Raw genomic sequence first — 25,448 nt, 5'->3', positions numbered from 1 at the left:
CCGTGACGCGTGTGGCGGATGAGGCGCACCGGCCACTCCGGTCACACCCGGTCCTGCAGATCGCACCGGGACGGCGGCCCTGAGTGCGGCGCGGCGCCGGGGTCAGGAGGCCAGGAACGCCAGCAGCGCGTCGTTGACCTCGTCGGCGTGGGTCCACAGCATGCCGTGCGGGGCGCCGTCGATCTCGACGTACGTCGCGTCCGGCAGCAGCTCGCAGAAGCGGCGACCGGTGTGGTCGATCGGCAGGATGTTGTCGGCCGTGCCGTGCACGATGAGCGCCGGGACCGTGACGTGGGGAATGTCGGCGCGGAAGTCGGTCGGCCAGGTCAGCGGCGCCGCCGCGATGGCGGCGTTGCCGGCGGCGTTCGCGACGGCGATGCTCGCGTCGAGCGCCTCCTGCGAGATCCGGCTGCCGAGGTTCTCGTCGAGGTTGTAGAAGTCGCGGAAGAACCCGGTGAGGAAGGCGTACCGGTCGGTACGGACCGCGGAGGCGATGCCGTCGAAGAACGCCTGGTCGCCGGCGCCGCCCGGGTTGTCCTCGGTGATGAGGAGGAACGGCTCGAGGGACCCGAGGAACGCCGCCTTCGCGACGCGGCCGGCGCCGTAGCGCGCGAGGTACCGCGCGACCTCGCCGGTGCCCATCGAGAATCCGACGAGGATGGCGTCCGAGACGTCGAGGTCTTCCAAGAGAGCGTGCAGGTCGGCCGCGAACGTGTCGTAGTCGTACCCGGCGCCCGTCTTCGTCGAGGCGCCGAAGCCGCGTCGGTCGTATGCGATCACGCGGTAGCCGGCGTCGAGCAGTGCCGCCTGCTGCTTCCCCCACGACTCCCCGTTCAGGGGGAACCCGTGGATCAGCACGACGGGCTGCCCGGAACCCTGATCGGTGTAGTGGATGTCGACGTCGGCCGAGTTCTCGGTCGCCACGGTGATATGCGCCACGATGTCTCCTTCCGCACCGCGACGCCCGTCGCCGCGACACGTGCACGACGTTACGGCGACCGGGCGGCCGGATGCCAGGGGGTCACCGACTCGTCACCCGCCCGTCATCCGGCGACCACGCCGCCGCCCTGCGTCAGCCGTCGCGCCGGGCCCCGTCCGAGGGATGCACCGTGAAGATGTGCGGCGCGGCGAATCCGGCCTCCGCGAACGCCTGCTCGACCGCGGCGGTGACCGCCGGGACGAGGTCGTGGTCGACGAGCGCGATCGCCGCGCCACCGAAGCCGCCGCCGGTCATGCGCGCGCCGACGGCGCCGGTCGCGCGAGCCGTGTCCACGGCGAGGTCGAGCTCGGGCACGGAGATCTCGAAATCGTCGCACATCGAGACGTGCGAGGCATCCAGCAGCGCGCCGATGGCGCGCGGTCCTTCGGCGCGGAGCGTCCGCACGGCGTCGAGCACGCGCTGGTCCTCCGTGACCACGTGCCGGACGCGGCGGAACGTGACGTCGTCCATGAGCCCCTCCGCGCGCGCGAGGTCGGACACGTCGAGGTCACGCAGCGCGGCGACGCCCATGATCTCCGCGCCGCGCTCGCAGGCGGCGCGGCGCTCGCCGTACCCGCCGGTGGAATGCGCATGCTTCACGCCGGTGTCCATCACGAGCAGTTCCAGGCCCGCCGCGGCGAACCCGAGGTCGACGACGTCGGCCTCGAGCGAGCGGCAGTCCAGGAAGATGCCGGCATCCGCCCGCCCGAGCATGGATGCCATCTGGTCCATGATCCCGGTGGGGGCGCCGACCGCGTCGTTCTCCGCCGTCCGTCCGGCCCGGGCGAGCGCGACCCGGTCGAGGCCAAGCTCCCACACCTCGCCGAGGGCTGCGGCCGTCGCGCTCTCGATCGCCGCAGAGGAGGACAGGCCCGCGCCGACCGGCACATCGGAGGCGATCGCGAGGTCGACACCGGTGACGCCCGTGGCCCCGGTCTGACGCAGGAGCGCCCACGCGACGCCCAGCGGATACCGCGCCCACTCGACGATCTCGTCCCGCCGCGCGGGGAACACGGCGTCGAGCTCGCCCAGGGCGATCTCGACGGCATCCGCGTCGAAGGTGGAGGTCACGCGGATGCGGTCATCGGTGCGCCGCCCGAGGGCGACGAACGTGCGGTGGTCGATCGCGAACGGGAAGACGAACCCGTCGTTGTAGTCGGTGTGCTCGCCGATGAGGTTGACGCGGCCCGGCGCGGACCACAGCCCGGCCGGCTCGACGCCGGTGAGCTCCATGAAGAGGCCGTGGGCCTCGCCGGCGGCGGTCACAGGGACACCCCCTCGATCGCGTCGCGGAGCCGGTCGGCGGCGGCCTCCGGCGGGACATCGCCGATCCAGGCGCCCATCGCGGCTTCGGAGCCGGCGAGGAACTTGAGCTTGTCCGCCGCGCGGCGGGGGCTCGTCAGCTGCAGGTTCAGGCGCACGGTGTCGCGACCGACGTTGACGGGCGCCTGGTGCCAGGCGGCGATGTAGGGCGTCGGGCTGTCGTAGACGGCATCCACCCCGCGGAGGAGCCGCAGGTAGAGCGGCGCCAGCTCGTCGCGCTCGCCGGTCGACAGGGCGGCGAAATCGGGCACGTGGCGGTGCGGCAGCAGGTGGATCTCGAGGGGCCAGCGCGCCGCGAACGGCACGAACGCCGTCCAGTGCTCGCCCTGCAGGAGCACGCGCGGCCCGGCCTGCTCGAACTCGAGGAGGCGCTGGAAGAGGTCCGGCGCCGTCCGGTCGATCGAGTCGAGGAGGCGGGTCGTCCGAGGGGTGATGTACGGGTAGGAGTAGATCTGGCCGTGCGGGTGGTGCAGCGTGACGCCGATGGCCTCGCCGCGGTTCTCGAACGGGAAGACCTGCTCGACGCCCGGCAGGGCGGACAGGGCGGCCGTGCGGTCGGCCCAGGCCTCGATGACGGTGCGGGCGCGGGTGACGGTCTGCGTGCCGAAGGAACCTGCGCGCTCGGGGGAGAAGCAGACGACCTCGCAGCGGCCGACGCTGGTGCGGGTGCGGCCGAGACCGAGGTGTTCGAGATCCGCGATGCCGCGCGGCGGGTCGGACGCCTCGGGCGCGTCGCCGACGGCGGCGGCGAGGGCCGGCCCGAACGAGGGCGACCTGTTCTCGAAGACGGCGACGTCGTAGAGCGACGGGATCTCGGACGGATTCGTCGCCGATTGCGGCGCGAGCGGGTCGAGCTCGGCCGGGGGGAGGAACGCGCGGTTCTGGCGCGCGGCGGCGACGGAGACCCAGTCGCCCGTGAGGACGTCCTGGCGCATCGTCGCGGTCGCGGGGCGCGGGTCGAGATCGCGCTCGTCCACACCGCGGTCGGGACCGAGCGTCGTGTCGGGGTCGTCGTAGTAGATGAGCTCGCGGCCGTCGGCGAGGCGCGTCGTGCGCTTGACGACGCCGGCGCCCAGCTCCGTTGCGGAGACCGGAGGAGTGTCAGTGGGGATGTTCACGTCAACACGGTAACGCACTGCTATGTTATCGTCAACATCAGCCGGGCGATCGGGTCGGCGCGAGGTGAGGAGTGGTCGTGGAGCGACGCGTGTCGATGGCGGATGTCGCCACGGTTGCGGGCGTCTCGGGCCAGACCGTCTCGCGCGTCGTCAACGGCAGCCCGCGCGTCGATCCCGCGACGCGCCGCCGCGTCGAGGACGCCATGGCCGAGCTCGACTATCGCCCGCACCGGGCCGCCCGCGCGCTGCGCACGGGCCGCACCGACACGATCGGACTCGTGGTGTCGACCCTCGCGACGGTCGGCAACTCGCGGATGCTGCAGGCGATCGCCGCGGCCGCCGCGGACCGCGGGTTCGCGCTCACGGTCGTGACGGCCTCGGGTCGGGATGCCGTCGCCCAGGGCTTCGCCCGTCTCCACGAGCAGGGCGTCGACGGGGCGATCGTGCTCAACGAGGCGACGGCGCTCGCGCGCGGCGTGGAGGTGCCGAGCTCCCTGGCCCTCGTCGTCGTCGACTCGCCCCCGGATGACCGCTACGTCGTCGTGCAGACCGATCACGCCGCGGGCGCCCGCGCCGCGACGGCGCACCTGCTCGGGCTCGGGCATCGGACGGTCCACCACCTCGCGGGCCCCGCCGGCTCCTACGCCGCGACCGAACGCGAGCGCGGCTGGCGGGAGGCCCTGAGGGCGGCCGGCATCGCGGCCGCGGAGCCGCTGCGCGGCGACTGGTCGTCGGCATCCGGTCATGCCGCCGCCGTCGACGTGCCGGCCGACGCGACCGCACTCTTCGCCGCCAACGATCAGATGGCACTCGGAGCACTGCGCGCGCTCGCCGAGGCAGGCCGTGACGTGCCCCGCGAGATCAGTGTGGTCGGCTTCGACGACGTCGCCGACGCCGCGCAATACCGTCCGCCGCTGACGACCGTGCGCCAGGACTTCGACGCGCTCGGCGCCGCCGCCGTCGACGCGCTCGTCGCGGCGATCGGGGGCGGCCGCAGCCCTGCGGCGATGCTCACGCCCACGCTCGTGGAGCGCGCGAGCGTGGCGGCGCCGCCGGCCTGAGAAGGCTCAGACCCGCGGAGTCGCCCGGCGGCGGAGATCGTGTCCCGGAGGGCCGCTCGATGCCGTGATCAGGCGGAGCCCATGAGGATCTCCGCCGTTGGGACCTGGAGGCTGCCGCCCTTCGAGCTCGTCCGCGCCGAATGGCGGGTGCGCCGCCCCCGTACCCGCCATATGACGCTGTCGGACAAGGCCCGGGGAATTCGTCCGCGTCGAATGGCGGGTGCCCGGCGCCGACACCCGCCCGATGCCGCGACTCACTGCGGTGGTGTCGCGTGCCGGGGGAGAGCGCCCGGGTCAGGCGTCGGCGCTGCGTCGCGCGTCCCAGCCCGAGCGGACCATCTCGTCGACGGTGTACCGGTTCTGCCAGTCCAGGTCGCGGGCCGCCAGCTCGCCCGTCGCGACGATGCGGTCCGGGTCGCCGGCGCGGCGGGCTGCGATCGCCGGGGTGAAGTCGATCCCGGTGACGCGGGCCATCGCATCCATGATCTCGCGGACGGACAGGCCGTTGCGCGAGCCGAGGTTGTAGGCGGGCTCGACCGGCTCGCCGGCCACGAGGCGCTGCGCCGCGACGACGTGGGCCGCCGCGATGTCCGCGACGTGGACGTAATCCCGGACGTTCGTGCCGTCCGGGGTGGCGTAGTCGTCGCCGTTGATCTGCGGTGTCTCGCCGCGGAGGAGCTTCTCGAAGACGATCGGGAAGAGGTTGTGCGGGCTCGTGTCGTAGATGCTCGGGTCGCCGGAGCCCACCACGTTGAAGTACCGCAGCGACGTGTGGCGCAGCGGCCGCTCGTCCTCCGCCGTCGCGACGGCCTGGTCGCGCAGCAGCCATTCGCCGATGAGCTTCGACTCGCCGTAGGGCGATGCCGGGCGCTTGGGGAGGTCCTCGGTCACGAGCGGCACGTCCGGCGTGCCGTACACGGCGGCGCTGGAGGAGAAGACGATGTTCGGCACCCCGGCATCCGCCATCGCGGCGAGCACCGCGCGCGTGCCCTCGACGTTCTGCTCGTAGGTGTGCAGCGGTCGCTTGACGGAGACCCCGGCGTACTTGAATCCGGCGACGTGGATGACGCCCTCGACGGCGTGCGCGCGGAGCGTCTCCGCGACGAAGGCCACGTCGAGGATCGTCCCCCGCGCGAAAGGCACGCCCTCCGGGACGAACGCGGCGTGGCCGCTGGAGAGATCGTCGATCACGACGGGGTCGATGCCCGCCGCGGCGAGGGCGCGGACCACATGCGCTCCGATGTATCCGGCACCACCGGTGACCAGCCAGCTCATTGCTCTCCCATCGAGTGTGTTGACGTCAACATGCTCATCAACATGCTAGCGCACCCGACGGTCGGTCCGCTCGCCGATCTCCGCCGTCACGCTCGCTGGGCGCGACGTGCCGGTCGGCGCGGGCATCTGCGCCCGGCGAACCGCGGCACGCCGACCTAGGGCGCGGCGAGGCGCCGTGCGAAGCGCGCAAGGGTGACGGATGCCGCCGGCTCGAGCGGCCGGTTGAGGTGGCCGTGCTGGGTCCCGCGCTCCGTGACCACCTCGATGTCGCAGCCCGCGGCGCGGAGCGTCGCGGCGTACACCTCCCCGGAGACCCGCAGCTCGTCGGCGTCGCCGTTGACCATGAGCGTCGGCGGATGCCCCGCGAGGTGCTCCCGTCTCGCCGTCCCGGGCACCGCCGGCACCGGCGCGGCGTCGACGGGTCCGCCGAGGAACCGCTCGTACATCTCGCGGACGACCTCCGGCCCGAAGCGGTCGGACTCGGGTTCGGCGTCCAGCGCCGCCCGCAGCTCCGCATCGGGAGGAGGCTGCACGGCGAGGAGCGTCGGATAGGCGAGCAGCACGACGTCGGGCAGCACCGCGCCGCCCTCGGAGAGCATCCGCAGCACGGCACCCGCGGCGAGGTTGCCGCCCGCGCTCGCCCCGCCGATGGCCGTCCGCGTGATCCCGAGCTCGGCGCGCTGCGCGAGCATCCACTCCCACGCGGCGAGGACGTCGTCGGAGGGCGCCGGATACCGGCACGCCTCGCCGACCAGCCGATAGTCGACGCTCACGACCGTCGTGCCGGCCGCGGCGAGCGTCCGCGCGACGTGGTCGGCCTCCGGCATGTCGAGATCACCGGCCGCGAAGCCGCCGCCGTGCATCCAGAGCAGGCCGCTGCCGTTTCCGGCCGTGGCACGGTACACCCGCACGAGCCCGTCGGCGGCGGCGTACGGAGCGCTCACGCCGGCACCTCGGTCCATGCGCCGCGCAGGCGCACCGTCACGGCGTCCAACGCCACGATCGGCGCGGTCGCCGCCGAGAGGCGCGCCGCGGCGGCCGCGGGGAGAGCGATCGTCGAGTCCGGTGACAGCGGCAGCACGTGCAGCGTCAGCGCCGACGGCGCGCCGATGCCGGCGTCGGCCAGCGAGACGCTCCATCGCGTCCCGTCCCAGAACCGGTCGTCGACGGGGATGCCACCCACGGCACCCCATCGCGGAGGACGGCGCGGTCGGTGATCGCGAGTCCGCGTGCGGCCTCGCCGGCCGCCGGCAGAGACGTGGCGGCGGGCGGTCCGGCCCATCCGCGGTGGTGCACCGTCAGCATCAGAGCGCTCCGATGATCGCGTTGTCGAGGGCGTCCGCGTCGACGTCGGCGTGCAGTGCCCGGTTGGTCAGCAGCACCCAGCTCACTCCGGCCGTGGGGTGCACCCAGAACTCGGTTCCCGCCCACCCGCCGTGCCCGTACGCGTCGCGGTCGATGAGCCCGGGGGCGCGGGAGCGCAGGTTCCAGGTGAAGCCCCAGTCCTGGCCGCGCTCGGCCGGGTAGGGATCGAGGCGGGGGATCGCGCCGGTGAGGGGACGGAGCATCATCGCGAGGGTGGCGGGGGAGAGGATGCCGCCGCGCTCGCCGTCGCCGATCCGCAGCAGCGCCGAGCCGAGCCGCAGCAGGTCGTCGGCGCGTCCGGCGAGGCCGGCACCGGGGTGGCGCAGCGCCGCGAACCGCTCCATGTCGACCCCGGCGGCGGCCGCATCGGCGACGGGATGCGCGTCGGCGAGGTCGAGGCTGAGCCCGTGGGCGCCGATCTCGGCGGCCCAGGCGGTCACCTCGGCATCCCACGCACGTCCCGTGGCGTGCTCGACGAGCGCCGCGATGCCCTCGAACGCGAGGGTCGAGTAGCGGGAGGCGGTGCCGGCGGCGAAGTCGCGCCCGCGCGAGAGGAGCTCGGTCCGCAGCGGCACCGGGGTGTCCAGCGCCGGCTCGGAGATGCCGGAGGTGTGGCTCGCGAGGTGCCGGAGCCGCACGATGTCGTCGCGTCCCGCGCCGAACGCGGGCAGCGCGGCGGCGAGCGGGGTCTCCGGGGTGAGCAGGCCGCGGGCGATCGCGCGGGCCGCGGCGATGCCGAGCAGGGGCTTCGTGATCGAGAACAGCGGGTACCGGTCCTCGCGCGACGCCGGGCCGAACGCCTCGAGTGCGACGGTGCCGTCCGCGGTGGCGACGCCGAGGACGGCCGTCGGCAGGCGGTCTTCCGCGACGTGTCGTCGGATCAGGTCGAAGGCGGAGGAGAAGGCCATGACCTCAGGATGCCAGGGGCACCGTGAGGATGCCGTTCCGGCGATGCGGCAGACGGGCGAGCGCCGCATCGCGCAGGACATCGGGCAGCAGGCGCTCGGGCGCGTCCTGATAGGCGACGGGCCGCAGGAACCGGCGGATCGCGGTCGCGCCGACCGACGTGTGCAGCGACGTCGTCGCCGGCCACGGCCCGCCGTGCTGCTGCGACCAGGTCACGGCGACGCCGGTCGGCCACCCGGCGAACAGGACGCGCCCTGCGCGGGCCTGCAGCAGTTCGAGCGTGGCGGTGACGTCGTCGCCGTCCTCGGCGTGCAGCGTCGCGGTGAGGCTGCCGGGCACGGCCCCGAGCGCCGCGTGCAGGTCGTCGTCGGTGTCGTAGCGGACGAGCAGGGTCACCGGGCCGAACACCTCCTCCAGCAGCACGTCCGCGCGGGCGATGACCGCCGCCGCGTCCGTCGCGACGACGAGCGGGCGGGCCCCGTCGGCCGTCTCGGCGCCGTGCGCGATGACCTCCACACCGGGGTCGGCCGCGAGCCGGCCCACGCCCTCCGGGAAGGCCGCCGTGATGCGATCGGTGAGCAGCGGTCCGCCCGCGATCCCCGTCGTGGCTGCGGCGAGGGCCTCCTCGAAACCCGCTCCGCGCGGCACGAACACGACACCGGGCTTCGTGCAGAACTGGCCGGCGCCCAGCGTGAACGATCCCGCCAGGCCCTGCGCGAGCGCGGCGCCCCGCGCCGCGACCGCGCCGCGGGTGAGGACGACGGGGTTCACGCTGCCGAGTTCGCCGTAGAACGGGATCGGGTCGGGGCGGCCTGTCGCCAGGTCGAAGAGGGCGCGTCCGCCGCTCAGCGAGCCCGTGAATCCCGCCGCCTGGACGGCGGGATGCTGCACGAGGGCGTTCCCGGCCTCACGGCCTTCGACGAGCGCGATCGAACCGGCGGGCGCGCCTGCCGCTTCGAGCGCGGCGGCGGCGATCTCGGCCGTGCGTCGGGACAGCTCGGGGTGCCCGGAGTGCGCCTTGACGACGACGGGGTTCCCGGCCGCGAGGGCGGAGGCGGTGTCGCCGCCGCAGACGGAGAACGCGAACGGGAAGTTCGACGCGGAGAAGACGGCGACGGGACCGACCCCGATCAGCAGCCGCCGCAGCTCGGGACGCGGCGGTGCGGCCGCGGGGTCGGCGTCGTCGATCGTGAGCTCGAGGTACGCGCCCTCCTCGACGACGGTCGCGAAGAGGCGCAGCTGCCCCGACGTGCGGCCGACCTCGCCCCGCAGTCGCGTCTCGCCGAGACGTGTCTCGCGGTCGGCGAGCGGCACGAGTTCGTCGGCGTGCGCGTCGAGGGCGTCGGCGAGGGCGCGCAGCCAGCCGGCCCGCGTGGCCTGGCCGGATGTGCGCCACACGGGCGCGGCGGAGACCGCGGCGGCGACGATCTGCTCGAGGTCGGCGGTGCTGGTGCTCATCGCGGGTCCTTTCGGGGCGTTGTTCGAGGGCTCGGGGTTCACAGGAAGCGGAGACCGAGTCCGACGTGCGGCTCCTCGGTGAGGCGGCCCGCCGCGACGCGCACGGGCGACGGCCCATCGAGTGCACCGAGGTCGCCGAAGCCGGCATCCTCGACGTCTTCGACGAGGACGTCCTGCGGGAGGGTCAGGGCGATCTGGCCGGACAACTCGGGCAGCAGATGGGGATGCACGGCGGCGCCGGCGTCGGCGGCGATCGCCGCGATGCGCAGGAACGGCGTGATGCCGCCGACCCGCACGATGTTGGGCTGGATGATGTGCGCCGCGCCGGCGCGGAGGAACTCCGCGAAGCGGTACGCCGTGTGCACGTTCTCGCCCAGCGCGAGGGGGATGTCGGTGCGGCGGGCGAGCGCCGCGTGACCGTCGAGGTCGTCGGCGCGCAGCGGCTCCTCGATCCACGCCGGCGCGAAACGGCCGAGCTGCTCGAGGCTCTCGGTGGCCCGCGCGAGATCCCAGCGCTGATTGGCGTCGATCATGAGGTCGCGGTCCGGGCCCAGCACCTCCCGCACGGCCGCGAGCCGGTCGACGTCCTCCGCGAGGTCGGGCTTCCCGACCTTCACCTTCACGGCATGGAATCCGGCCTCCACCCACCGGCGCACCTGGGCGACGAGGTCTTCGAGCGGGTAGTGCAGGTTCACCCCGCTGCCGTACGCGCGCACGGCGTCGCGGCGGCGGCCGAGCAGGTGCGAGACCGACACGTCATCGGCGCGGGCCGCGGCATCCCACAGTGCGAGGTCGAGCCCGGCCAGCGCGATGGTCGTGAGCCCGCCGCCGCCGGCTTCGTGCAGGTGCTCCCAGGCCGGTCGCCACAGCGCCGAGGGGACGGCCGCCTGCCCGACCGCGAACGACGCGATGTCGTGCTGCAGCAGCGCGAGCGCAGCCTCGGCGCCGATCTGCGGCGTCCAGGAGAAACCCCACCCCTCGACCCCGTCGTGGCGCACGACGTGGGTCGCGATCACTCCGACGCTCCGGACGTCGGCCCCCCACGGCCGCCGGAGCGGCACGCGGACCAGGCGCGCGTCGAGGGACGCGATCTCGCTCACACGAGCGCCCGTCCGGCGTCGAGGATCTCCGCGAGGCGGCGCTCCTGCTCGGGCGTCGGGTCGACGAGCGGGGGCCGGACGCCGCCGACCGGCAGCCCGCCGATCCGGAGCCCCGCCTTGATGAGGGAGACCCCGAACCCGGGCGTCTCGTCGCGGAGGGCGACGAGCGGCGCGTAGAACGCGTCGAGCAGGGCGAGCCGCCGCGCCTCGTCGCCGCCGACGTAGGCGCGGTAGTACGCGTTCGCGACCTCCGGGATCATCGCGAAAGCGGCCGATGAGTACAGCGGGATGCCGATGCCCCGGTACGCCGCCTGGGTCAGCTCGGCGGTGAGCAGCCCGTTGAAGAAGAGGACGTCGTCGCGACCGGTCTCCGCGACCGCCCGAACGATGAGCTGCGCGGCACCGACGTCGCCGACGCCGTCCTTGAAGCCGACCACCTTCGGGTTCTCCGCGAGGCGGCGCATGGAGGCGGCCGTGAACTGCGCGTTGCCGCGGTGATAGACGATGACGGGCAGGTCGGATGCGGCGGCCACCGCCTCGACGTACGCGATGAGGCCCGCCTGCGGACCGCCCACGAGGTACGGCGGAAGCACGAGCAGGGCGTCGGCGCCGGCATCCGCCGCCGCGCGGGCGACCTCCTGCGCGTGGCCGAGCGGACCCCCCGTTCCGGCGACGACGGGGACGGCGCCGGCGACGGTCTCGGCCGTCGCACGCACGACGAGGCCCGCTTCGGCTGCCGTCAGCGCGTGGAACTCGCCCGTGCCGCACGCCGGGAAGATCCCGCCGGGGGAGTGCGCGAGCCCGGTCGCGACGTGTCGGCGGAGCAGGTCGACGTCGACCTGGCCGTTCGCGTCGAAGGGCGTCACAGGGAAGAAGAGGATGCCGTCGAAGTCCATGCCGGCGCGTCCTTTCGGTCGGGGTCGATCGCGGGCAGCTCGCCGCGCCAGGAGTAGGCGGGCGCCCAGCCGAGCAGGCGCCGCGCCTTCGCGTTGGAGAACGCCGACGTCGTGCCGGTGAGCGCGGCGGCGACCTCGTCGGTGCCGGGGAAGAAGCGCGGAACGAGGTCGGCGAGCGGCTCGCGGGCCAGCGCGTCGTCGGCGGCGACGAAGAACGTCTCCGCGTTGGGGATGTCGGGGAGGGCCGCCAGCAGGCGGTCGCAGAAGTCCGCGACGTCGCGCGCGTCGACGTAGTTGAACACCGCCGGCGCGGACAGGGCGGGGTCGTCGAGGCGCTCGCGGACGGTGTGGCCCTGCTGCGTCGGGGCGCCCGCCCACTCCTCGGGGGCGATGACGTAGCAGGGGCGGAAGGCGGCGAAGCGGATCGCGTCGCCGGTCTGCCGCGCGTACATGCGGAGGGTCTGCTCGATGAGCTGCTTCGACAGGCCGTACGCGTTCCACGGTCGGGGGGCGGTGTCCTCGTCGAGCGGGAAGCGCTCGGGCACCCACCCGGTGGGTGCGCCGTAGCCGAGCACGGTGGGGCTCGACGCGGCGATGATCTTCGGGATGCCGGCAGCCACGCCGCCACCGAGAACCGAGATCGCGAGCGCCGCGTTCGTCTGCAGGATGACGTGCTCGGGGGCGCTGAAGGGCACCGCGATGGCCGCGAGGTGGATGAGCGCGTCCGCGTCGGCCGCGTGCAGGGCGCGGGCCGTCGCATCCGCATCGGTGAGGTCGATGGCGACCTGCGTGACGGCGGCGAGGGCGGCATCTTCGGAGACGGCACGGTCGAGCGAGACGACCTCGTGTCCGGCTGTCGCGAGGCCGGCGGCGAGGGAGCGGCCCAGGCGCCCCGCGCCCCCGGTCACGACGATCTTCGTCACGCGCGCTCCCGGGACAGGAGGTGGATGCCGAGGTCCGCGACGTCGACGGGGAGACCTGTCGCGAGCGACCGGTTGCCGGCGATGCCGACGGCGATCGAGCGCACGCCGTCGGTCCAGTCGGCGGGCCGGGCCAGCGGGTCTTCACCCGGGCCGACGAAGACGTCGCGCAGCAACAGCTCGTCGCCGCCGCCGTGCCCGCCGCCGGTGCCCTCGAGGGCGACCTCGACGGCCTCCTCCCAGTGCCGCTGGACGAGCAGGCGCTCGCCCTGCGGGCGCAGGGAGCCGCCGCCGCCCGCATCCGCGGCACTGGGGTCGAGCACGGGGTGCAGCCCCTCGTCGACGAGGACGGCGCCGCGCTCGATGACCTCGAGCTCGGCGCGACCGAGCGTCCCGTTGACGGCGACCCGGTATCCCTCCCAGGGGGCGTGGGCGTTGAGGGAGTAGGTCAGCGTGGCGCCGGAGGCGTAGTCGACGACGAGCGCGAGGTTGTCCTCGATCGTGATGCCCTCGCCGAACACGTCGCGGTCGCGGAGGTATCCGTCGTGGCCCTCGGCGTCGAGGTAGAGCGCCTTCAGGAGCGGATCCTCGCGCAGGTCGAGCTCGAACGGATCGTGCGGACCCTCGTGGGTGCCGCGCGCGGCGCGCTCGCCGAGCCCGCGGACGGCGGCGTTCTCGGCGCCGTAGAAGCGGAGCCCGCCGGAAGCGTAGACGCGCCGGGGCGTCGAGCGGATCCACCAGTTGACGAGGTCGAAGTGGTGGCTGGACTTGTGGACGAGGAGGCCGCCGGAGTGCTCCTTCTCGCGGTGCCAGCGGCGGAAGTAGTCGGCGCCGTGCTTCGTGTCCAGCATCCAGGAGAAGTCGATGGAGGTGACCTCGCCGATGAGGCCGTCCTGGATGACCTGGCGCAGCGCGCTGTTCCGGGGCGCGTAGCGGTAGTTGAAGGTGAGGACGACGCGGCGACCGGTGCGGGCGACGGCATCCTCGATCGCGGCGGCGCTCTCGGCGTCGATCGTGAGCGGCTTCTCGACGACGACGTCGGCGCCTGCCTCCAGCGCGCGGACGATCAGCGGTGCATGCATGTCGTCGCGGGCGCAGACGATGACCCGCTCGATGCGCTCGGCCGCCACCATCTCCTCGAGACGGTCCGGATGCCACGTCGTCGGGGCCGCGTGTCCGGCCGACGTCACGCGGTCCACGGCCAGCGCGACGCGGACGGGGTTCGGCTCGCAGACGGCGACGAGTTCGGCGCGGTCGGCATACGTCCCGCTGATCGCATCGACGTACATCTGCGAGCGGGCGCCGGCGCCGACGAGCGCGTAGCGGGTGCGGGTCATGGCTGCTCCGGATCTCAGGAAACGTTTTCTCAGGCTAGCACGCGAGTGGGCGTCACGTCTCGACGAACCACCCCCGGTGCGACGCCGAGGGGTACGACGTGGCCCGGGACGTGGATTCGCCCGCGGCAGAGTGCGGGTGTCGCGGCGTCGCACCCGCACGTCGGCGCGGATGAACGGCGGCGTCGATTCTCATCCGCGCCGAACGGTGGGTCCTGGGGCGCTGCACCCGCACTTCGGCGCGGATCACGGGGCGACCCCGCGCGCGCCATCCGCGATGAGGGGTCAGCGCGACGCGGGGCCAGGAGGACGAGAGGTCAGCGCGGCGAGGGTCAGCGCGACGCGGGGTCAGCGCGACGCGGGGTCAGGACGAAGAGGGCTCAGGATGCCGGGGGCGCGGCGGTGCTCGCCCGCAGGACGACCTCGGGGGTCAGCACCGACGACGCCGGGGCGGGGTCGCCGGCGAGCAGGGCGCTCATGGCATCCCACGCCCGTCGGCCGAGCTCGGCGGCGGGGACGGCGGCCGTGGTCAGCGGCGGCGTCGTGTAGCGCGCGAACGGGATGTCGTCGAAGCCGACGACCGACAGGTCCTCGGGCACGCGCACGCCGCGCTCGGCGACGGCGGAGAGGAGGCCCATGGCGACGAGGTCGTTGAACGCGAGGACGGCGGTCGCGCCGGACGCGAGCACCGCGTCGGCGGCCGCGGCGCCGCTGTCGAAATCGACGCCCGACGGCTCCTCGAGGATCTCCAGGTCGGGGTGCGCGACCCGCGCCTCGTCCAGGGCCTCCCGCCGGGCGGCGCCCGATGCGCTGCCCGTCACGCCGGAGAGGAACACCAGGCGCCGGTGCCCGAGCCCGTGCAGGTGCGCGACGAGCTCGGCCATCGCGGAGCGGTAGTCCGCGGCGACGGTGGGCGCCGCCTCCTGCGGCGGCCGGTTGACGACCACGACGGGGGACAGGGTCGGCAGGAGCGCGGCGAGTTCGCTCGACGGCAGGCGCGGCGCGCACAGGATGACGCCGTCGGTGCGCCGCCGGGTCGTCGTGGCGAGCGCACGCTCGGTGTCGACCTGCTCCGCCGAGTCGGCGATCAGCACGTGGTATCCGTCGTCCGCGGCCGCCCGGCTGAGCCCCCGCAGGATCGCCTGGAAGGTCGGGTTCGAGAGGTCGGGGATCACGACGGCGATCGTCTGCGTGCGCCCGAGCACGAGGCTGCGGGCCAGCGGGTTCGCGCTGTAGCCGAGCTCCTCGGCGACCGCGCGCACCCGGTCGGCCAGGGCGGCATCGACCGACGGGTTGCCGTTCATGACACGCGACACCGTGGACAGCGAGACGCCGGCGGCGCGGGCGACGTCGGTGATGGTGGCGCGCGAGGATTTCGCCATGCCTGCCTCCCCGTGTCGTCTCCGGCCATACTAACGAGAAAGCGTTTTACGAAGGAGTCCGGATGCCGCTGTCCGCCGCCGATCGTCTTGTCAAGCAGTCGCGCCTCGCGGCGGTGCGCGCCTCCGCCCACGCCGACGCGCTCCTCCTGACCTCGCACGAGGCCCTCGCCTGGTACCTGGACGGCCCCCGCACGCACGTCTCGCTCGCCGGCCCGCCCGTGCTCGCCGTCGTCGCGGCGGACGACGGGGACACCCTCTTCGTCGCCGCGAACGAGGCGGATCGGCTCATCGCAGAAGAGCTCCTCCCCGCCGACGCCGATCGCGTGGTGCGCGTCCCGTGGCAGACGCCGCCGGCCGCGGCCGCCGCGATCGCCCGCGCCGCCATCCCCGAGGCCGACGTCGCCCCGGCCCTGCGCGCGGCGCGGGCGAGCCTGCTCCCGGCGGAGGCCGACCGCTACCGGGCGCTCGGCCGCGACACCGCCGCCGCCCTCACCGACGCCGCCACGATGCTCCGTCCCGAGAACACCGAGCGCGACGCCGCGGCCGCCCTCGCCGAACTGCTCGTCGGGCGCGGGATCGACCCGCTCGTCGTGCTCGTCGCCGGCAGGGCGCGTCTGGCGCACCGGCATCCGCTCCCCACCGACGGTCCGCTCGGGGAGCGCGCGATGCTCGTCGTCTGCGGGCGCCGGCACGGGCTCATCGCCAACGCGACGCGCTGGGTCGGCGCACCGGGAGCGGACGACGGCCGGATCCTCGAGGTGGAGGCGGCCTTCCTCGCCGCGACGCGCCCCGGGATGCGTCTGGACGAGGCGTTCGCGGGCGGGTGCGCGGGGTATGCCGCTGCGGGCTTCGACGAGGACGAGTGGCGGCGCCACCACCAGGGCGGACCGACGGGCTACGCCGGCCGCGATCCGCGCGCCACGGCGGACACGGACGACCTGATCGTCGAGCGGCACGCCTTCGCGTGGAACCCCAGCGCCCCCGGCGCCAAGGTCGAGGACACCATGCTGGTCGGCGCAGCGGGGATCGAGGTCCTCACGTCGGATCCGCGGTGGCCGACCGTCACGCATGCCGGGCTGGCGCGACCGACGGCGCGGCCGTTCGACTGAGCGGCAGGCGAGCAGCATCCGTTTCGTCGGCGCTTCGCACCGCGCGTCCTCCGAAGACCCTGGCGTCGCGGCGCGGACGCGGGCTACGATCGACACGTGGCCCGGATAGCGCTTTCCAGCAATGCAGACCTCATCGACGGCGCGCATCCCACGCGCACCGTCCTCCGCCTGCTCGCGCGGCGCCCCGGCCGCATGGCCCTCGCGATCCTCGCCTTCGCGATGAAGGAGATCCCGCTCTGGTTCCTGCCGGTCATCACGGCGTCGATCATCGACATCGTCGCGACCGACGGCCCCGTGTCCGCGGTGCTGTGGTGGTTCGCGCTCGCGGCGCTGCTGCTCCTGCAGAACTATCCGAACCACATCCTCTACACGCGCAGCTTCATGACGGTCGTGCGCGACACCGGCGCGGATCTGCGGAACGCCCTCGCCGCCCGGCTGCAAAGCTTGTCCATCGGGTACCACACGAGGGTCAGCTCGTCGATCGTGCAGACCAAGGTCGTCCGCGACGTCGAGAACGTCGAGCTCATGCTCCAGCAGGTCACGCATCCACTGCTGTCGGCGATCATGGTGATGGCCGGCGCCATCTCGATGACGGCGATCGCGGTGCCCCAGTTCCTCCCGGTCTACGCGCTCGCGGTGCCCATCGCCATCGGCATCCGCTACGGCATGCGCAACCGGTCGAAGGCCCGCAATGAGGTCTTCCGTCGCGAGGTCGAGACGCTGTCGGCGCGCGTCGGCGAGATGGCCTCGCTCATCCCGGTCACCCGCGCGCACGGCCTCGAGGGCACCGCCGTCACCCGCGTCACCCACGGGGCGGAGGGTGTCCGCCGCGCGGGCCTGCACCTCGACATGCTCAACGGCCACGTCGCGTCGATCTCCTGGGTCGCGATGCAGCTGCTCGGCGTCGGCTGCCTCGTGCTCGCCGCGGTGTTCGCGCTCACCGGCATCCTGCCCATCACGCCGGGCGAAGTCGTGCTGCTGTCGACGTACTTCACGCTCCTCACGGGCGGGCTGACGCAGCTCCTCATGCTCATCCCGGTCGGCGCGCGCGGGCTCGAATCGGTGCGCTCGATCGCCGAGGTCATCCAGGAGCCCGACCTCGAGCAGAACGAGGGCAAGCGCACGGTGGATGCCGTCGAGGGCGGCATCGCCCTCCAGCGCGCGACCCACCGGTACCCCGGCGCCGACGACGATGCGCTGCACGAGATCGACCTCGACATCCCAGCCGGTGCGACGGTCGCCTTCGTCGGGTCGTCGGGGTCCGGCAAGTCGACCCTGCTGAACCTCGTGCTGGGATTCGTCCGTCCCGCGAGCGGGCGGATCCTGCTCGACGGCGCCGACATGCAGGAGCTCGACCTGCGCACGGTGCGCCGGTTCGTCTCCGTCGTCCCGCAGGAATCCGTCCTGTTCGAGGGCTCCATCCGCGACAACATCGCGTACGGGATGCCGGAGGCCTCGGACGACCGGATCGCCCGCGCCCTGCGCGATGCCAACGCGTGGGACTTCGTGCAGGCGCAGCCGCACGGCTGGGACACCGTCGTCGGCGAGCGGGGCGCGCGGCTCTCCGGCGGCCAACGGCAGCGGCTCGCCATCGCGCGGGCACTCGTCCGCGATCCGCGCATCCTGCTGCTCGACGAGGCCACGAGCGCACTCGACCCGGAGTCGGAGGAGCTCGTCAAGGAGGCGCTGGATCGCCTCATGACCGGCCGGACGACGCTCGTCGTGGCGCACCGGCTCTCGACCGTGCGCCGCGCGGACCGCATCGTGGTGCTCGAGCACGGCTGCATCGTCGAGCAGGGCGCGCACGACGTGCTCGTCGACGCCGGGGGCCGCTACGCGCGGCTGCACCTCACGCAGGCCGGGCTGGTCTAGCGCGCGGACCCGCACGCCCGTCCTCGCCGCGCCCTCGTCCCGTGTCGGATTCGCACGCGCGGTCGAAAGCGGCACGCGCGGTCGAACTTTCCGCAGCGCGTGCTGTTTTCGGCCGCGCGAACGCCTGGGTGCGTGTGCGCGCGATCTGGATAGCGCTTTCCCGCGAGATCTCCTAAGGTGGATGCCACGTCACGCCGACCGCGGAGGTCCCATGCACTTCGACGCCGAAGAGTCCGGCCGCCTGCGCCTGCGCGAGGGCGACGGGGTGCTCGCCGAGTACGTCTACGAGCCGCACGATGCCCCCCTCGAGTCCCCCCGCCCGTACGCGCTCCTGCGCACGCGGTCCGGCGCCGACGTCACGGCCTACCGCCCCGATGACCATGTCTGGCACAAGGGGCTCTCCCTCGCACTCCCGGTCGTCGGGCCGCACAACTTCTGGGGCGGCCCCACCTACGTGCACGGCGAGGGCTACGTGCAGCTGCCGAACAACGGCGCGCAGGTGCACCGCGCATTCGTCGTCTCCGACACCCCCGTCGCGGATGCCGTCGCCGGCCTCGCCCGCGTCGACGAGGACCTCGACTGGATCGCCGAGGACGGTGCGCGGGTGCTCATCGAGCGCCGCACGCTCACCGCCCGGCCGATCGACGCCGACACCTGGGCGCTCACGTGGCGGAGCGCCCTGCGGAACGTCTCCGACGGGCCGCTCGGCTTCGGCTCGCCCACGTCCAAGGGGCGCGAGAACGCCGGCTACGCGGGCATCTTCTGGCGCGGCCCGGTCTCGCACACCGGCGGCGACATCGTCGCACCGTCCGGACGGGCCGGCGACGACACCCGCGGCGAGCCCGGGCCGTGGCTCGCGTTCATCGCGCCGGATCGCTCGGCCGGCGTCCTCATGCTCGACGCCGGCGCGGAGGAGAGCCCCTGGTTCGCGCGCAGCGCGGAGTACGCCGGCCTCAACCCGGCCCCGTTCTTCTTCCAGGAGACCGTCCTGCCGCCCGGAGAGACCCTGGTCCTCGCGGCCGCGCTCGTCATCGGCACGGCCGAGGTGGCCGCCCTCGCCGCCACCGTCGGCGCGACGCTCGTCGACGAGCTGCGCGCCGCTCACACCCCCGACACCCCCGAGGATCCCGCATGACCACCCGCACCCTGCGCTGCGCCATCGTCGGCACCGGCGCCGTCGCCCACTTCCACGCGCGCGCCGTCGGCGCCCATCCGCATGCCGAACTGGTCGCCGTGACGAATCTGACCCGCGGCAAGGCCGACGACTTCGCGCGCCAGTGGGGCGACCCCGCGGTCTATGACACCCTCGACGAGCTCCTGGATGCCGAGCATCCCGATGTCGTCCTCATCTGCACGCCGCCGGGCGTGCACCGGGAGCAGACCGTCGCCGCCTTCGCCGCCGGCGCCCATGTCGTCGTGGAGAAGCCCCCGGCACCATCGCTCGACGAGCTCGACGAGATGCGCGCGGCCGCGGCAGCCGCCGACCGCCGGCTCGCGGTCGTCTTCCAGCAGCGCACCGGCACCGCCGCGGCGCATGTGCGCTCGCTGCTGCAGAGCGGCGCCCTGGGGCGGCCGCTCATCGCCGTCTGCCAGACGCTCTGGTACCGCGACGCGGAGTACTTCGCGGTGCCCTGGCGCGGCCAGTGGGAGACCGAGGGCGGCGGGACGACCCTCGGCCACGGCATCCACCAACTCGACCTGCTCGCCTTCCTCCTCGGCGACTGGGCGAGCGTGCAGGGGAGGCTCTGGCGGCTGGACCGCGAGACGCAGACGGAGGACGCCTCGACGGCGACCGTCACGTTCGCGAACGGCGTCGTCGCCCAGGTGGTGACCAGCGCCGTCTCGCCGCGCCAGACGAGCTCGATCCGCCTCGACACGCAGAAGGCGACGATCTCGGTCGAGCACCTCTACGGCCACGGGCACGAGAACTGGAAGATCACCCCCGCGCCCGGGTACGAGGCCGAGGCGGACGCGTGGGATCTGCCGCCCGTCGAGGAGCGCAGCGACCACGGTCCCCTGCTGCGCGACGTGTTCGATGCGCTCCTGTCCGGCACCGAGCTGCCGCCCACGGCGGACGAGCCGGCCCGCTCCTTCGAGATCGTCGCGGCGATCTACGCGTCGGCGGCGGCCGACGGCGCCGTCGTCACGCCGGCCGACCTCGCCGCGCACCCGACGCACCGGGCCGGCTTTGCGAGCCCCGTCGCCGACATGCGCGACGGCCGGTCGTGACGCCGCGCACGCGGCAGAGGGCGTGACGTCGATGAGGGAGCTCTACCGCGACCCCGTCTACGACGGCGCGACGGATCCCCTCGTGGTCATCGCGGGCCGTGAGTGGTGGATGTTCTACACGCAGCGCCGCGCGACGCACCCGGATCCGGGCCCTGCCGTCGCCTGGGTGCACGGCAGCCGCATCGGCGTCGCCCGGTCCGCCGACGGCACCGAGTGGACGTACGCCGGCACCCTCGAGCCGACGCGCGACGGCCTCCAGCTGGCACCGGAAGGCCCGCCCGTCGTCGTCGACCGCACGCACTGGGCGCCCGAGGTCATCCACGACGGGCAGTCGTGGCGGATGTACCTCACGGAGATCGACGGCATCCCCGATCGCTGGCCGGGGTTTCCGCGCACGATCGTCGAGTACGTCTCGGACGACCTGGCGTCGTGGCGCCGCGTCGGACCCCTCGCGCTCTCGAGCGACCGGGTCATCGACGCGGCGGTCGCGCGCACGGGAGACGGACTGTGGCGCCTCTGGTACAAGGACGAGGCGGCCGACTCGGCGACGATGACGGCATCCTCGACCGACCTCGCGGAATGGACGCGCGACGGGGTCGCCATCGGCGTTCGTCCGCACGAGGGCCCGTCGGTGTTCGCACTCGCCGGCTGGTGGTGGATGATCGTCGACGAATGGCGGGGGATGGGTGTGTTCCGCTCCACCGACGGAGTCGGCTGGGCCCGCCAGGGCGGGGTGGATGCCGTCATCCTCGGCCCGGGTGACCTGCCCGGCGGCGATATCGGCAACCACGGCGCGGCCGTGCGCGACGGTGAGGACGTCTGGTTCTACTTCTTCGCCCGCCCGCGAGGCACCTCCGACGAGGAGCGCCGCAGCGCGATCTACCGGGTGGGTCTGCGTGTGGATGACGGGGTCCTCTCCACGCGCTAGGCGCGACCGCGCTCCGTGCCGAGATGACGCCTGGCAGACTGATACCGGTAACACCCGTGTCGGGAAAACTCGCGGAAAGCGTTTGCCCCGATGTCTTGCATAACGTTTCAACGCGTAGTACGGTAACCGGCAAGCGCTTTCCCGATGGGACGGCACCCACACCGCACATACGGACACGGGCGTCCACGCAGCACCAGAACACGGACGTTCGACAGAGAGGACAACGATGTTCAGCAAGAAGCGGTCACTCGCCGCGGTCGCCCTCGCGACCGGCGCCGCACTGGCCCTCGCCGGCTGCGCCGGCGGAGCGGACCCCGCAGCCACCTACGACCCCGATGAGAAGGTCACCCTCGACCTCGCGTTCTGGGGCAACGACATCCGCGCCGGCTTGTACAACGAGGCCATCGCCGCGTTCAACGAGGAGTACCCGAACATCAAGGTCAACGCGACCTTCCTCGGGTTTCCCGAGTTCTGGGAGAAGCGGCAGACCGAAGCCGCCGGCGGCGGCCTTCCCGACGTCATGCAGTTCGACTACTCGTACCTGCGTCAGTACTCGGAGAACAACCTGCTGCTCGACCTCGAGCCGTACCTCGGCAGCATCATCGACACCGAGCCGCTCAGCGAGCAGATCCTGCAGATCGGCGTCGTCGGCGACACGACCTACGGCATCGCGACCTCGACGAACGCGTGGGGCCTGTTCACGAACCCGGCCCTGCTCGAGACTGCCGGCGTGGACGAGTTCGCGGGCGGCTCCTGGGAGGACTACGCCGACTGGATGGCCGAGGTCACCGAGGCCTCCGGCGGCGCCTTCTGGGGCGGCGGCGACTTCACCGGCCGCATCCAGAACTTCGAGCTGCAGCTGCGCTCCGAGGGGTCGTACCTCTTCAGCGAAGACGGTGAGCCGGGCTTCGACGAGGAGCGCCTCACCGCGTTCTGGGAGTCGGGCTCCGAGCTCCGCGACGGCGTCGTCGTCCCGCAGCAGCGTGTCGAGGAAGTCCTCCCGAAGGGGGCGTTCGACTCGGCTCTCGCGGCAAGCGAGCTCACGTGGGACAACTTCGGCGCCGGCTACCTCGCCGGCCTCGGCGAGGGCTACACGGAGCTGGGCCTGCTCGCCCCGCCCGTCACGAAGGAGGGCGCGAAGGACCTGTACCTGAAGCCCTCCATGCTGCACACGATCTCGGCGAAGACCGAGCACCCCGAGGCCGCAGCCACGCTCGTGGACTTCCTCGTGAACTCGCCCGAGTCCGGGGCGATCTTCGGCACCAACCGCGGCCTGCCGGCTTCGGAGACGGCGCTCGAGGGCGCCGAGCTCGACCCGCTGAGCGAGCAGGTCCGGGCGCACGAAGCGGCCATCGCCGACCGTCTCGGCGACGCGCCGCCGGTTCCGATCGTCGGCTACGGCACGCTGGAGGAGAAGTTCCGCGTGCTCGGCACCGAGCTGAACTTCGGCACCAAGACGGTCGATGAGGCCGTCGCGGAGTTCTTCAGCCAGATGGACATCGTCCTCAACGGATGACGCCCCTGCGGGGCCCGGATGCACGTCCGGGCCCCGCACCCCACCCTTCCCCACCACCTCAGGAGCACCGTGAGCACGACAGCGACCAGGGTCATCGTCACGAAGCAGCCCTCATCCCAGCGCCGACTGGTCCGCAAGCCCCACCCGGAGCACCTCTCCCGGCCCGGCCAGCGGTCGAGGGCGCGTCGCGAGACCGTCGCCGGCTACGCGTTCCTCATCCCGTGGCTCATCGGATTCTTCGGCCTCACGCTGGTGCCGATGGTCTACTCCCTCTACCTCTCGTTCACGCGCTACGACATCTTCTCCGCGCCGAAGTGGATCGGATTCGACAACTACGTCCGCCTCTTCACGAACGACCCCAGCTTCATCCAGTCGGCGCAGATCACGCTGATCTACGTGCTGGTCGGCACCCCCATCACCCTCGTCGCCGCGCTGCTCGTGGCGATGCTCCTCAACTACCGTGATCGCGGTGCCGCGTTCTTCCGGTCCGCCTTCTACGCCCCGTCGCTCATCGGCGCATCCGTCTCGGTCGCGATCGTCTGGCGGGCGATGTTCTCCACGAACGGCCCGGTCGACAACGGGCTGAGCCTGTTCGGCATCGAGCTCGGTGGCTGGATCGGTGAGCCCTCGCTCATCCTCCCGATGATGATCCTGCTCGCCGTCTGGCAGTTCGGCGGCACGATGGTGATCTTCCTGGCCGGCCTCAAGCAGATCCCGAAGGAGCTGTACGAAGCGGCCGAGATGGACGGAGCCGGGCCGTGGAGCCGTTTCCGCGCCGTCACGATCCCCATGCTCTCGCCGGTCATCTTCTTCAACCTGCTGCTCGGGCTCATCGGGGCGTTCCAGGTCTTCGGCTCGGCGTACATCATCTCCAACGGCACCGGCGGTCCCGCAGGCATGACGAACTTCATCACCGTCTACCTCTACAAGACCGGCTTCAGCGACGGCCGGATGGGGTACGCCGCGGCCATCGCCTGGGTCCTCCTCATCGCCGTCGCGATCATCGCCGCCATCCTCTTCCGCACCCAGCGCAACTGGGTCCACTACTCAGGAGACAACCGATGACCACTTCATCCTTCTCCGAGAACGCGCTCATCCAGGTCGAGAACCAGGTCGACCCCGACCCGAAGACGCGGCCCGCCCGGCGACGCGTCAAGCGCAAGACGTGGCAGACGGTCGTCTGGTTCATCGCCCTGCTGGCCGTCACCGTCGTCGTCCTGTACCCGCTCGTCTGGCTGTTCGTGTCCACGTTCAAGCCGAACTCCGAGTTCGGTCAGAACATGGGACTCCTGCCGAACAACCCCACGATCGAGAACTACGTCAAGGTGTCCGAGGGCATCGCCGGCGTGCCGATGGCGACGTTCTTCCTGAACTCGTTCATCATCGCGGCGGCGTCCGTCATCGGCACCGTGATCTCCAGCGCTCTGGCCGCCTACGCGTTCGCCCGCCTGCAGTTCAAGGGTCTCGGCATCCTGTTCGCCGCGATGATCGGCACGCTGCTGCTGCCGTTCCACGTCGTGATCATCCCGCAGTACATCCTGTTCAACAATCTGGGCCTCGTCGACACGTTCGTGCCGCTGATCCTGCCGAAGTTCCTGGCCACCGAGGCGTTCTTCGTCTTCCTCATGGTCCAGTTCATCCGGCAGATGCCGCGCGACATGGACGAGGCGGCGAAGATCGACGGCGCCGGACACCTGCGCATCTTCTGGGCGATCATCCTGCCGCTGATCAAGCCGGCGCTCATCACATGCGCGATCTTCTCGTTCATCTGGTCGTGGAACGACTTCCTCGGTCCGCTGCTGTACCTCACGAGCCCGGAGAACTACCCGCTGCCGATCGCGCTGCGCCTCTACAACGACCAGACGTCGGTGAGCGACTACGGCGCGACCGTCACGGCATCCTTCATCGCGCTGGTCCCGATCCTGCTGTTCTTCATCGTCTTCCAGCGCTTCCTGGTCGACGGCGTCGCGACGCAGGGCTTGAAGGGCTGACCCTCATGTCGACCATGACGACCTCCCGCCGGGCGCAGAGCGCCGCCGTCCGCGCCGACCGCTCGGGCAGCGGCCCGACGCTCGCCGAGCGCCCCCCGGCCCGGTTCCCCGGCGCCTCGGCCGCGTTCGCCCTGTTCGGCGAGGTGCTGCAGGTCGGACTGCTCATCACCCTCGTGAGCCTCCCCGTCGTGACCCTCCCCGCCGCCCTGGCCGCCGGCATCCGTCACCTGCGGCGCTTCGTGGCCGCCGAAGCATCGCCGATCAGCGCCTTCTGGGCCGACGTGCGCCGCGCGCTGGTGCCCGGCTCGCTCGTGGGCCTCGTCGCGACCGTGCTCGCGCTCGTCCTCCTGCTCGACATCGATCTCGCCCGCTCCGGCCTCCTGCCCGGCGGCGCGGTCGTCGAGGTCGTGGGCTGGATCGGCCTGGCCGTCGTCTCGGTCGTCGTGCTCGCCGCCGCGGGCGCGTGGACGCCGGAGCGGGGCTGGCGCGCCGCGCTGCGCGCCGTCCCCGGCCACCTCCGTGCGGACATCGCGGGCGCCGGCTACCTCGTCGCCGCCGCCGGCTTCGTCGTCATCCTGACGTGGATGCTGCCGCCCCTCGTCATCGGCGGGCTCGGCTGCGCCGCGCTCGCCGTCATCTCCGTCCCCACCCGCCGCCGTCGCCGCTGACGGCGCTCCACCACAACA

Annotated in this window: 23 protein-coding genes; 10 read left to right on the top strand and 13 right to left on the bottom strand. The window is 72.9% G+C overall.

Annotated features, from left to right (window positions below; genetic code table 11):
• Positions 1-102: 102 nt before the first annotated feature.
• From QZL85_RS07375 to galT, 3 genes are all read right to left on the bottom strand, one after another.
• Positions 103-939: an alpha/beta fold hydrolase gene (locus QZL85_RS07375; RefSeq protein ID WP_295575489.1), complete on the bottom strand. Its 837-nt coding sequence runs from the start codon at positions 937-939 to the stop codon at positions 103-105.
• Between the two features lie 133 nt (positions 940-1,072).
• Positions 1,073-2,212 carry a galactokinase gene (galK, locus tag QZL85_RS07370; protein ID WP_295575674.1) on the bottom strand — a complete coding sequence of 380 codons (1,140 nt, stop codon included), beginning with the start codon at positions 2,210-2,212 and terminating at the stop codon, positions 1,073-1,075.
• A 29-nt stretch (positions 2,213-2,241) separates the two neighbouring features.
• Positions 2,242-3,420 (bottom strand): galactose-1-phosphate uridylyltransferase, encoded by a 1,179-nt coding sequence (gene galT / locus QZL85_RS07365; protein ID WP_295575486.1) that lies wholly within the window; start codon positions 3,418-3,420, stop codon positions 2,242-2,244.
• A gap of 95 nt (positions 3,421-3,515) precedes the next feature.
• On the opposite strand from galT, the gene QZL85_RS07360 reads away from it, so the two are divergent.
• Positions 3,516-4,481, top strand: a complete 966-nt coding sequence (locus QZL85_RS07360; protein ID WP_295575672.1) for a LacI family DNA-binding transcriptional regulator — start codon at positions 3,516-3,518, stop codon at positions 4,479-4,481.
• Positions 4,482-4,775: 294 nt separating this feature from the next.
• Here QZL85_RS07360 and galE read toward each other — a convergent pair whose 3' ends face one another.
• The 10 genes from galE to QZL85_RS07310 all read right to left on the bottom strand — a co-directional run bounded on the left by galE (position 4,776) and on the right by QZL85_RS07310 (position 15,117).
• The gene (galE, locus tag QZL85_RS07355; RefSeq protein WP_295575483.1) at positions 4,776-5,756 is read right to left on the bottom strand and encodes a UDP-glucose 4-epimerase GalE; all 981 of its coding nucleotides are present in this window, start codon (positions 5,754-5,756) and stop codon (positions 4,776-4,778) included.
• Positions 5,757-5,911: 155 nt separating this feature from the next.
• Positions 5,912-6,700, bottom strand: coding sequence for an alpha/beta hydrolase (locus tag QZL85_RS07350; RefSeq protein ID WP_295575480.1), 789 nt, complete (start codon positions 6,698-6,700; stop codon positions 5,912-5,914).
• On the bottom strand, positions 6,697-6,939 hold the full coding sequence (locus QZL85_RS07345; RefSeq protein WP_295575477.1) for a hypothetical protein: 243 nt from the start codon (positions 6,937-6,939) through the stop codon (positions 6,697-6,699). Before QZL85_RS07345 ends, QZL85_RS07350 begins: the two co-directional genes overlap by 4 nt.
• 121 nt (positions 6,940-7,060) lie before the next feature.
• Positions 7,061-8,029, bottom strand: coding sequence for a serine hydrolase (locus QZL85_RS07340; RefSeq protein WP_295575474.1), 969 nt, complete (start codon positions 8,027-8,029; stop codon positions 7,061-7,063).
• A gap of 4 nt (positions 8,030-8,033) precedes the next feature.
• Positions 8,034-9,527 (bottom strand): aldehyde dehydrogenase (NADP(+)), encoded by a 1,494-nt coding sequence (locus tag QZL85_RS07335; protein WP_295575471.1) that lies wholly within the window; start codon positions 9,525-9,527, stop codon positions 8,034-8,036.
• The gene (locus tag QZL85_RS07330) at positions 9,524-10,585 is read right to left on the bottom strand and encodes a mandelate racemase/muconate lactonizing enzyme family protein (protein WP_295575468.1); all 1,062 of its coding nucleotides are present in this window, start codon (positions 10,583-10,585) and stop codon (positions 9,524-9,526) included. The genes QZL85_RS07335 and QZL85_RS07330 overlap by 4 nt, the downstream gene beginning before the upstream one ends.
• On the bottom strand, positions 10,582-11,481 hold the full coding sequence (locus QZL85_RS07325) for a 5-dehydro-4-deoxyglucarate dehydratase (RefSeq protein WP_295575465.1): 900 nt from the start codon (positions 11,479-11,481) through the stop codon (positions 10,582-10,584). The genes QZL85_RS07330 and QZL85_RS07325 overlap by 4 nt, the downstream gene beginning before the upstream one ends.
• Entirely contained in the window at positions 11,448-12,404 is a 957-nt protein-coding gene (locus QZL85_RS07320) for an NAD(P)-dependent oxidoreductase (RefSeq protein WP_295575462.1), read from the bottom strand. The genes QZL85_RS07325 and QZL85_RS07320 overlap by 34 nt, the downstream gene beginning before the upstream one ends.
• Positions 12,401-13,738 carry a Gfo/Idh/MocA family protein gene (locus QZL85_RS07315; RefSeq protein WP_295575459.1) on the bottom strand — a complete coding sequence of 446 codons (1,338 nt, stop codon included), beginning with the start codon at positions 13,736-13,738 and terminating at the stop codon, positions 12,401-12,403. The genes QZL85_RS07320 and QZL85_RS07315 overlap by 4 nt, the downstream gene beginning before the upstream one ends.
• A 377-nt stretch (positions 13,739-14,115) precedes the next feature.
• Positions 14,116-15,117 (bottom strand): LacI family DNA-binding transcriptional regulator, encoded by a 1,002-nt coding sequence (locus QZL85_RS07310; RefSeq protein WP_295575456.1) that lies wholly within the window; start codon positions 15,115-15,117, stop codon positions 14,116-14,118.
• 62 nt (positions 15,118-15,179) lie between these two features.
• Between QZL85_RS07310 and QZL85_RS07305 the strand changes: the two genes are divergently transcribed.
• The 9 genes from QZL85_RS07305 to QZL85_RS07265 all read left to right on the top strand — a co-directional run bounded on the left by QZL85_RS07305 (position 15,180) and on the right by QZL85_RS07265 (position 25,430).
• Complete coding sequence (locus QZL85_RS07305; RefSeq protein ID WP_295575454.1) at positions 15,180-16,226, top strand: Xaa-Pro peptidase family protein; 1,047 nt, start codon at positions 15,180-15,182, stop codon at positions 16,224-16,226.
• Positions 16,227-16,322: 96 nt separating this feature from the next.
• Positions 16,323-18,098, top strand: coding sequence for an ABC transporter ATP-binding protein (locus QZL85_RS07300; protein ID WP_295575451.1), 1,776 nt, complete (start codon positions 16,323-16,325; stop codon positions 18,096-18,098).
• Between the two features lie 211 nt (positions 18,099-18,309).
• On the top strand, positions 18,310-19,233 hold the full coding sequence (locus tag QZL85_RS07295) for a PmoA family protein (protein WP_295575448.1): 924 nt from the start codon (positions 18,310-18,312) through the stop codon (positions 19,231-19,233).
• Positions 19,230-20,327, top strand: a complete 1,098-nt coding sequence (locus tag QZL85_RS07290) for a Gfo/Idh/MocA family protein (protein WP_295575445.1) — start codon at positions 19,230-19,232, stop codon at positions 20,325-20,327. The genes QZL85_RS07295 and QZL85_RS07290 overlap by 4 nt, the downstream gene beginning before the upstream one ends.
• 31 nt (positions 20,328-20,358) lie before the next feature.
• On the top strand, positions 20,359-21,255 hold the full coding sequence (locus QZL85_RS07285; RefSeq protein WP_295575669.1) for a hypothetical protein: 897 nt from the start codon (positions 20,359-20,361) through the stop codon (positions 21,253-21,255).
• A gap of 226 nt (positions 21,256-21,481) precedes the next feature.
• Entirely contained in the window at positions 21,482-22,771 is a 1,290-nt protein-coding gene (locus QZL85_RS07280) for an ABC transporter substrate-binding protein (protein WP_295575443.1), read from the top strand.
• A 69-nt stretch (positions 22,772-22,840) separates the two neighbouring features.
• Entirely contained in the window at positions 22,841-23,836 is a 996-nt protein-coding gene (locus QZL85_RS07275) for a carbohydrate ABC transporter permease (protein WP_295575440.1), read from the top strand.
• On the top strand, positions 23,833-24,762 hold the full coding sequence (locus QZL85_RS07270) for a carbohydrate ABC transporter permease (RefSeq protein WP_295575438.1): 930 nt from the start codon (positions 23,833-23,835) through the stop codon (positions 24,760-24,762). Before QZL85_RS07275 ends, QZL85_RS07270 begins: the two co-directional genes overlap by 4 nt.
• A gap of 14 nt (positions 24,763-24,776) precedes the next feature.
• Positions 24,777-25,430, top strand: a complete 654-nt coding sequence (locus QZL85_RS07265; protein WP_295575435.1) for a DUF624 domain-containing protein — start codon at positions 24,777-24,779, stop codon at positions 25,428-25,430.
• Positions 25,431-25,448: the final 18 nt, after the last annotated feature.

Origin of the sequence: uncultured Microbacterium sp. (assembly GCF_900078385.1) — a bacterium.
Classification (GTDB): domain Bacteria; phylum Actinomycetota; class Actinomycetes; order Actinomycetales; family Microbacteriaceae; genus Microbacterium.
Note: the sequence above shows the minus strand (reverse complement) of the source record. Positions and strands in the feature narration are given on the sequence as shown.

What these genes read in the sequence shown, in the direction of transcription:
- QZL85_RS07305 (WP_295575454.1), top strand. Translation starts at nt 15,180, where the DNA reads ATGCCGCTGTCCGCCGCCGATCGTCTTGTCAAGCAGTCGCGCCTCGCG.
- QZL85_RS07295 (WP_295575448.1), top strand. Translation starts at nt 18,310, where the DNA reads ATGCACTTCGACGCCGAAGAGTCCGGCCGCCTGCGCCTGCGCGAGGGC.
- QZL85_RS07290 (WP_295575445.1), top strand. Translation starts at nt 19,230, where the DNA reads ATGACCACCCGCACCCTGCGCTGCGCCATCGTCGGCACCGGCGCCGTC.
- QZL85_RS07265 (WP_295575435.1), top strand. Translation starts at nt 24,777, where the DNA reads ATGACGACCTCCCGCCGGGCGCAGAGCGCCGCCGTCCGCGCCGACCGC.
- QZL85_RS07310 (WP_295575456.1), bottom strand. Translation starts at nt 15,117, where the DNA reads ATGGCGAAATCCTCGCGCGCCACCATCACCGACGTCGCCCGCGCCGCC.
- QZL85_RS07315 (WP_295575459.1), bottom strand. Translation starts at nt 13,738, where the DNA reads ATGACCCGCACCCGCTACGCGCTCGTCGGCGCCGGCGCCCGCTCGCAG.
- QZL85_RS07325 (WP_295575465.1), bottom strand. Translation starts at nt 11,481, where the DNA reads ATGGACTTCGACGGCATCCTCTTCTTCCCTGTGACGCCCTTCGACGCG.
- QZL85_RS07360 (WP_295575672.1), top strand. Translation starts at nt 3,516, where the DNA reads ATGGCGGATGTCGCCACGGTTGCGGGCGTCTCGGGCCAGACCGTCTCG.
- QZL85_RS07280 (WP_295575443.1), top strand. Translation starts at nt 21,482, where the DNA reads ATGTTCAGCAAGAAGCGGTCACTCGCCGCGGTCGCCCTCGCGACCGGC.
- QZL85_RS07340 (WP_295575474.1), bottom strand. Translation starts at nt 8,029, where the DNA reads ATGGCCTTCTCCTCCGCCTTCGACCTGATCCGACGACACGTCGCGGAA.
- QZL85_RS07285 (WP_295575669.1), top strand. Translation starts at nt 20,359, where the DNA reads ATGAGGGAGCTCTACCGCGACCCCGTCTACGACGGCGCGACGGATCCC.
- galK (WP_295575674.1), bottom strand. Translation starts at nt 2,212, where the DNA reads ATGGAGCTCACCGGCGTCGAGCCGGCCGGGCTGTGGTCCGCGCCGGGC.
- galE (WP_295575483.1), bottom strand. Translation starts at nt 5,756, where the DNA reads ATGAGCTGGCTGGTCACCGGTGGTGCCGGATACATCGGAGCGCATGTG.
- QZL85_RS07270 (WP_295575438.1), top strand. Translation starts at nt 23,833, where the DNA reads ATGACCACTTCATCCTTCTCCGAGAACGCGCTCATCCAGGTCGAGAAC.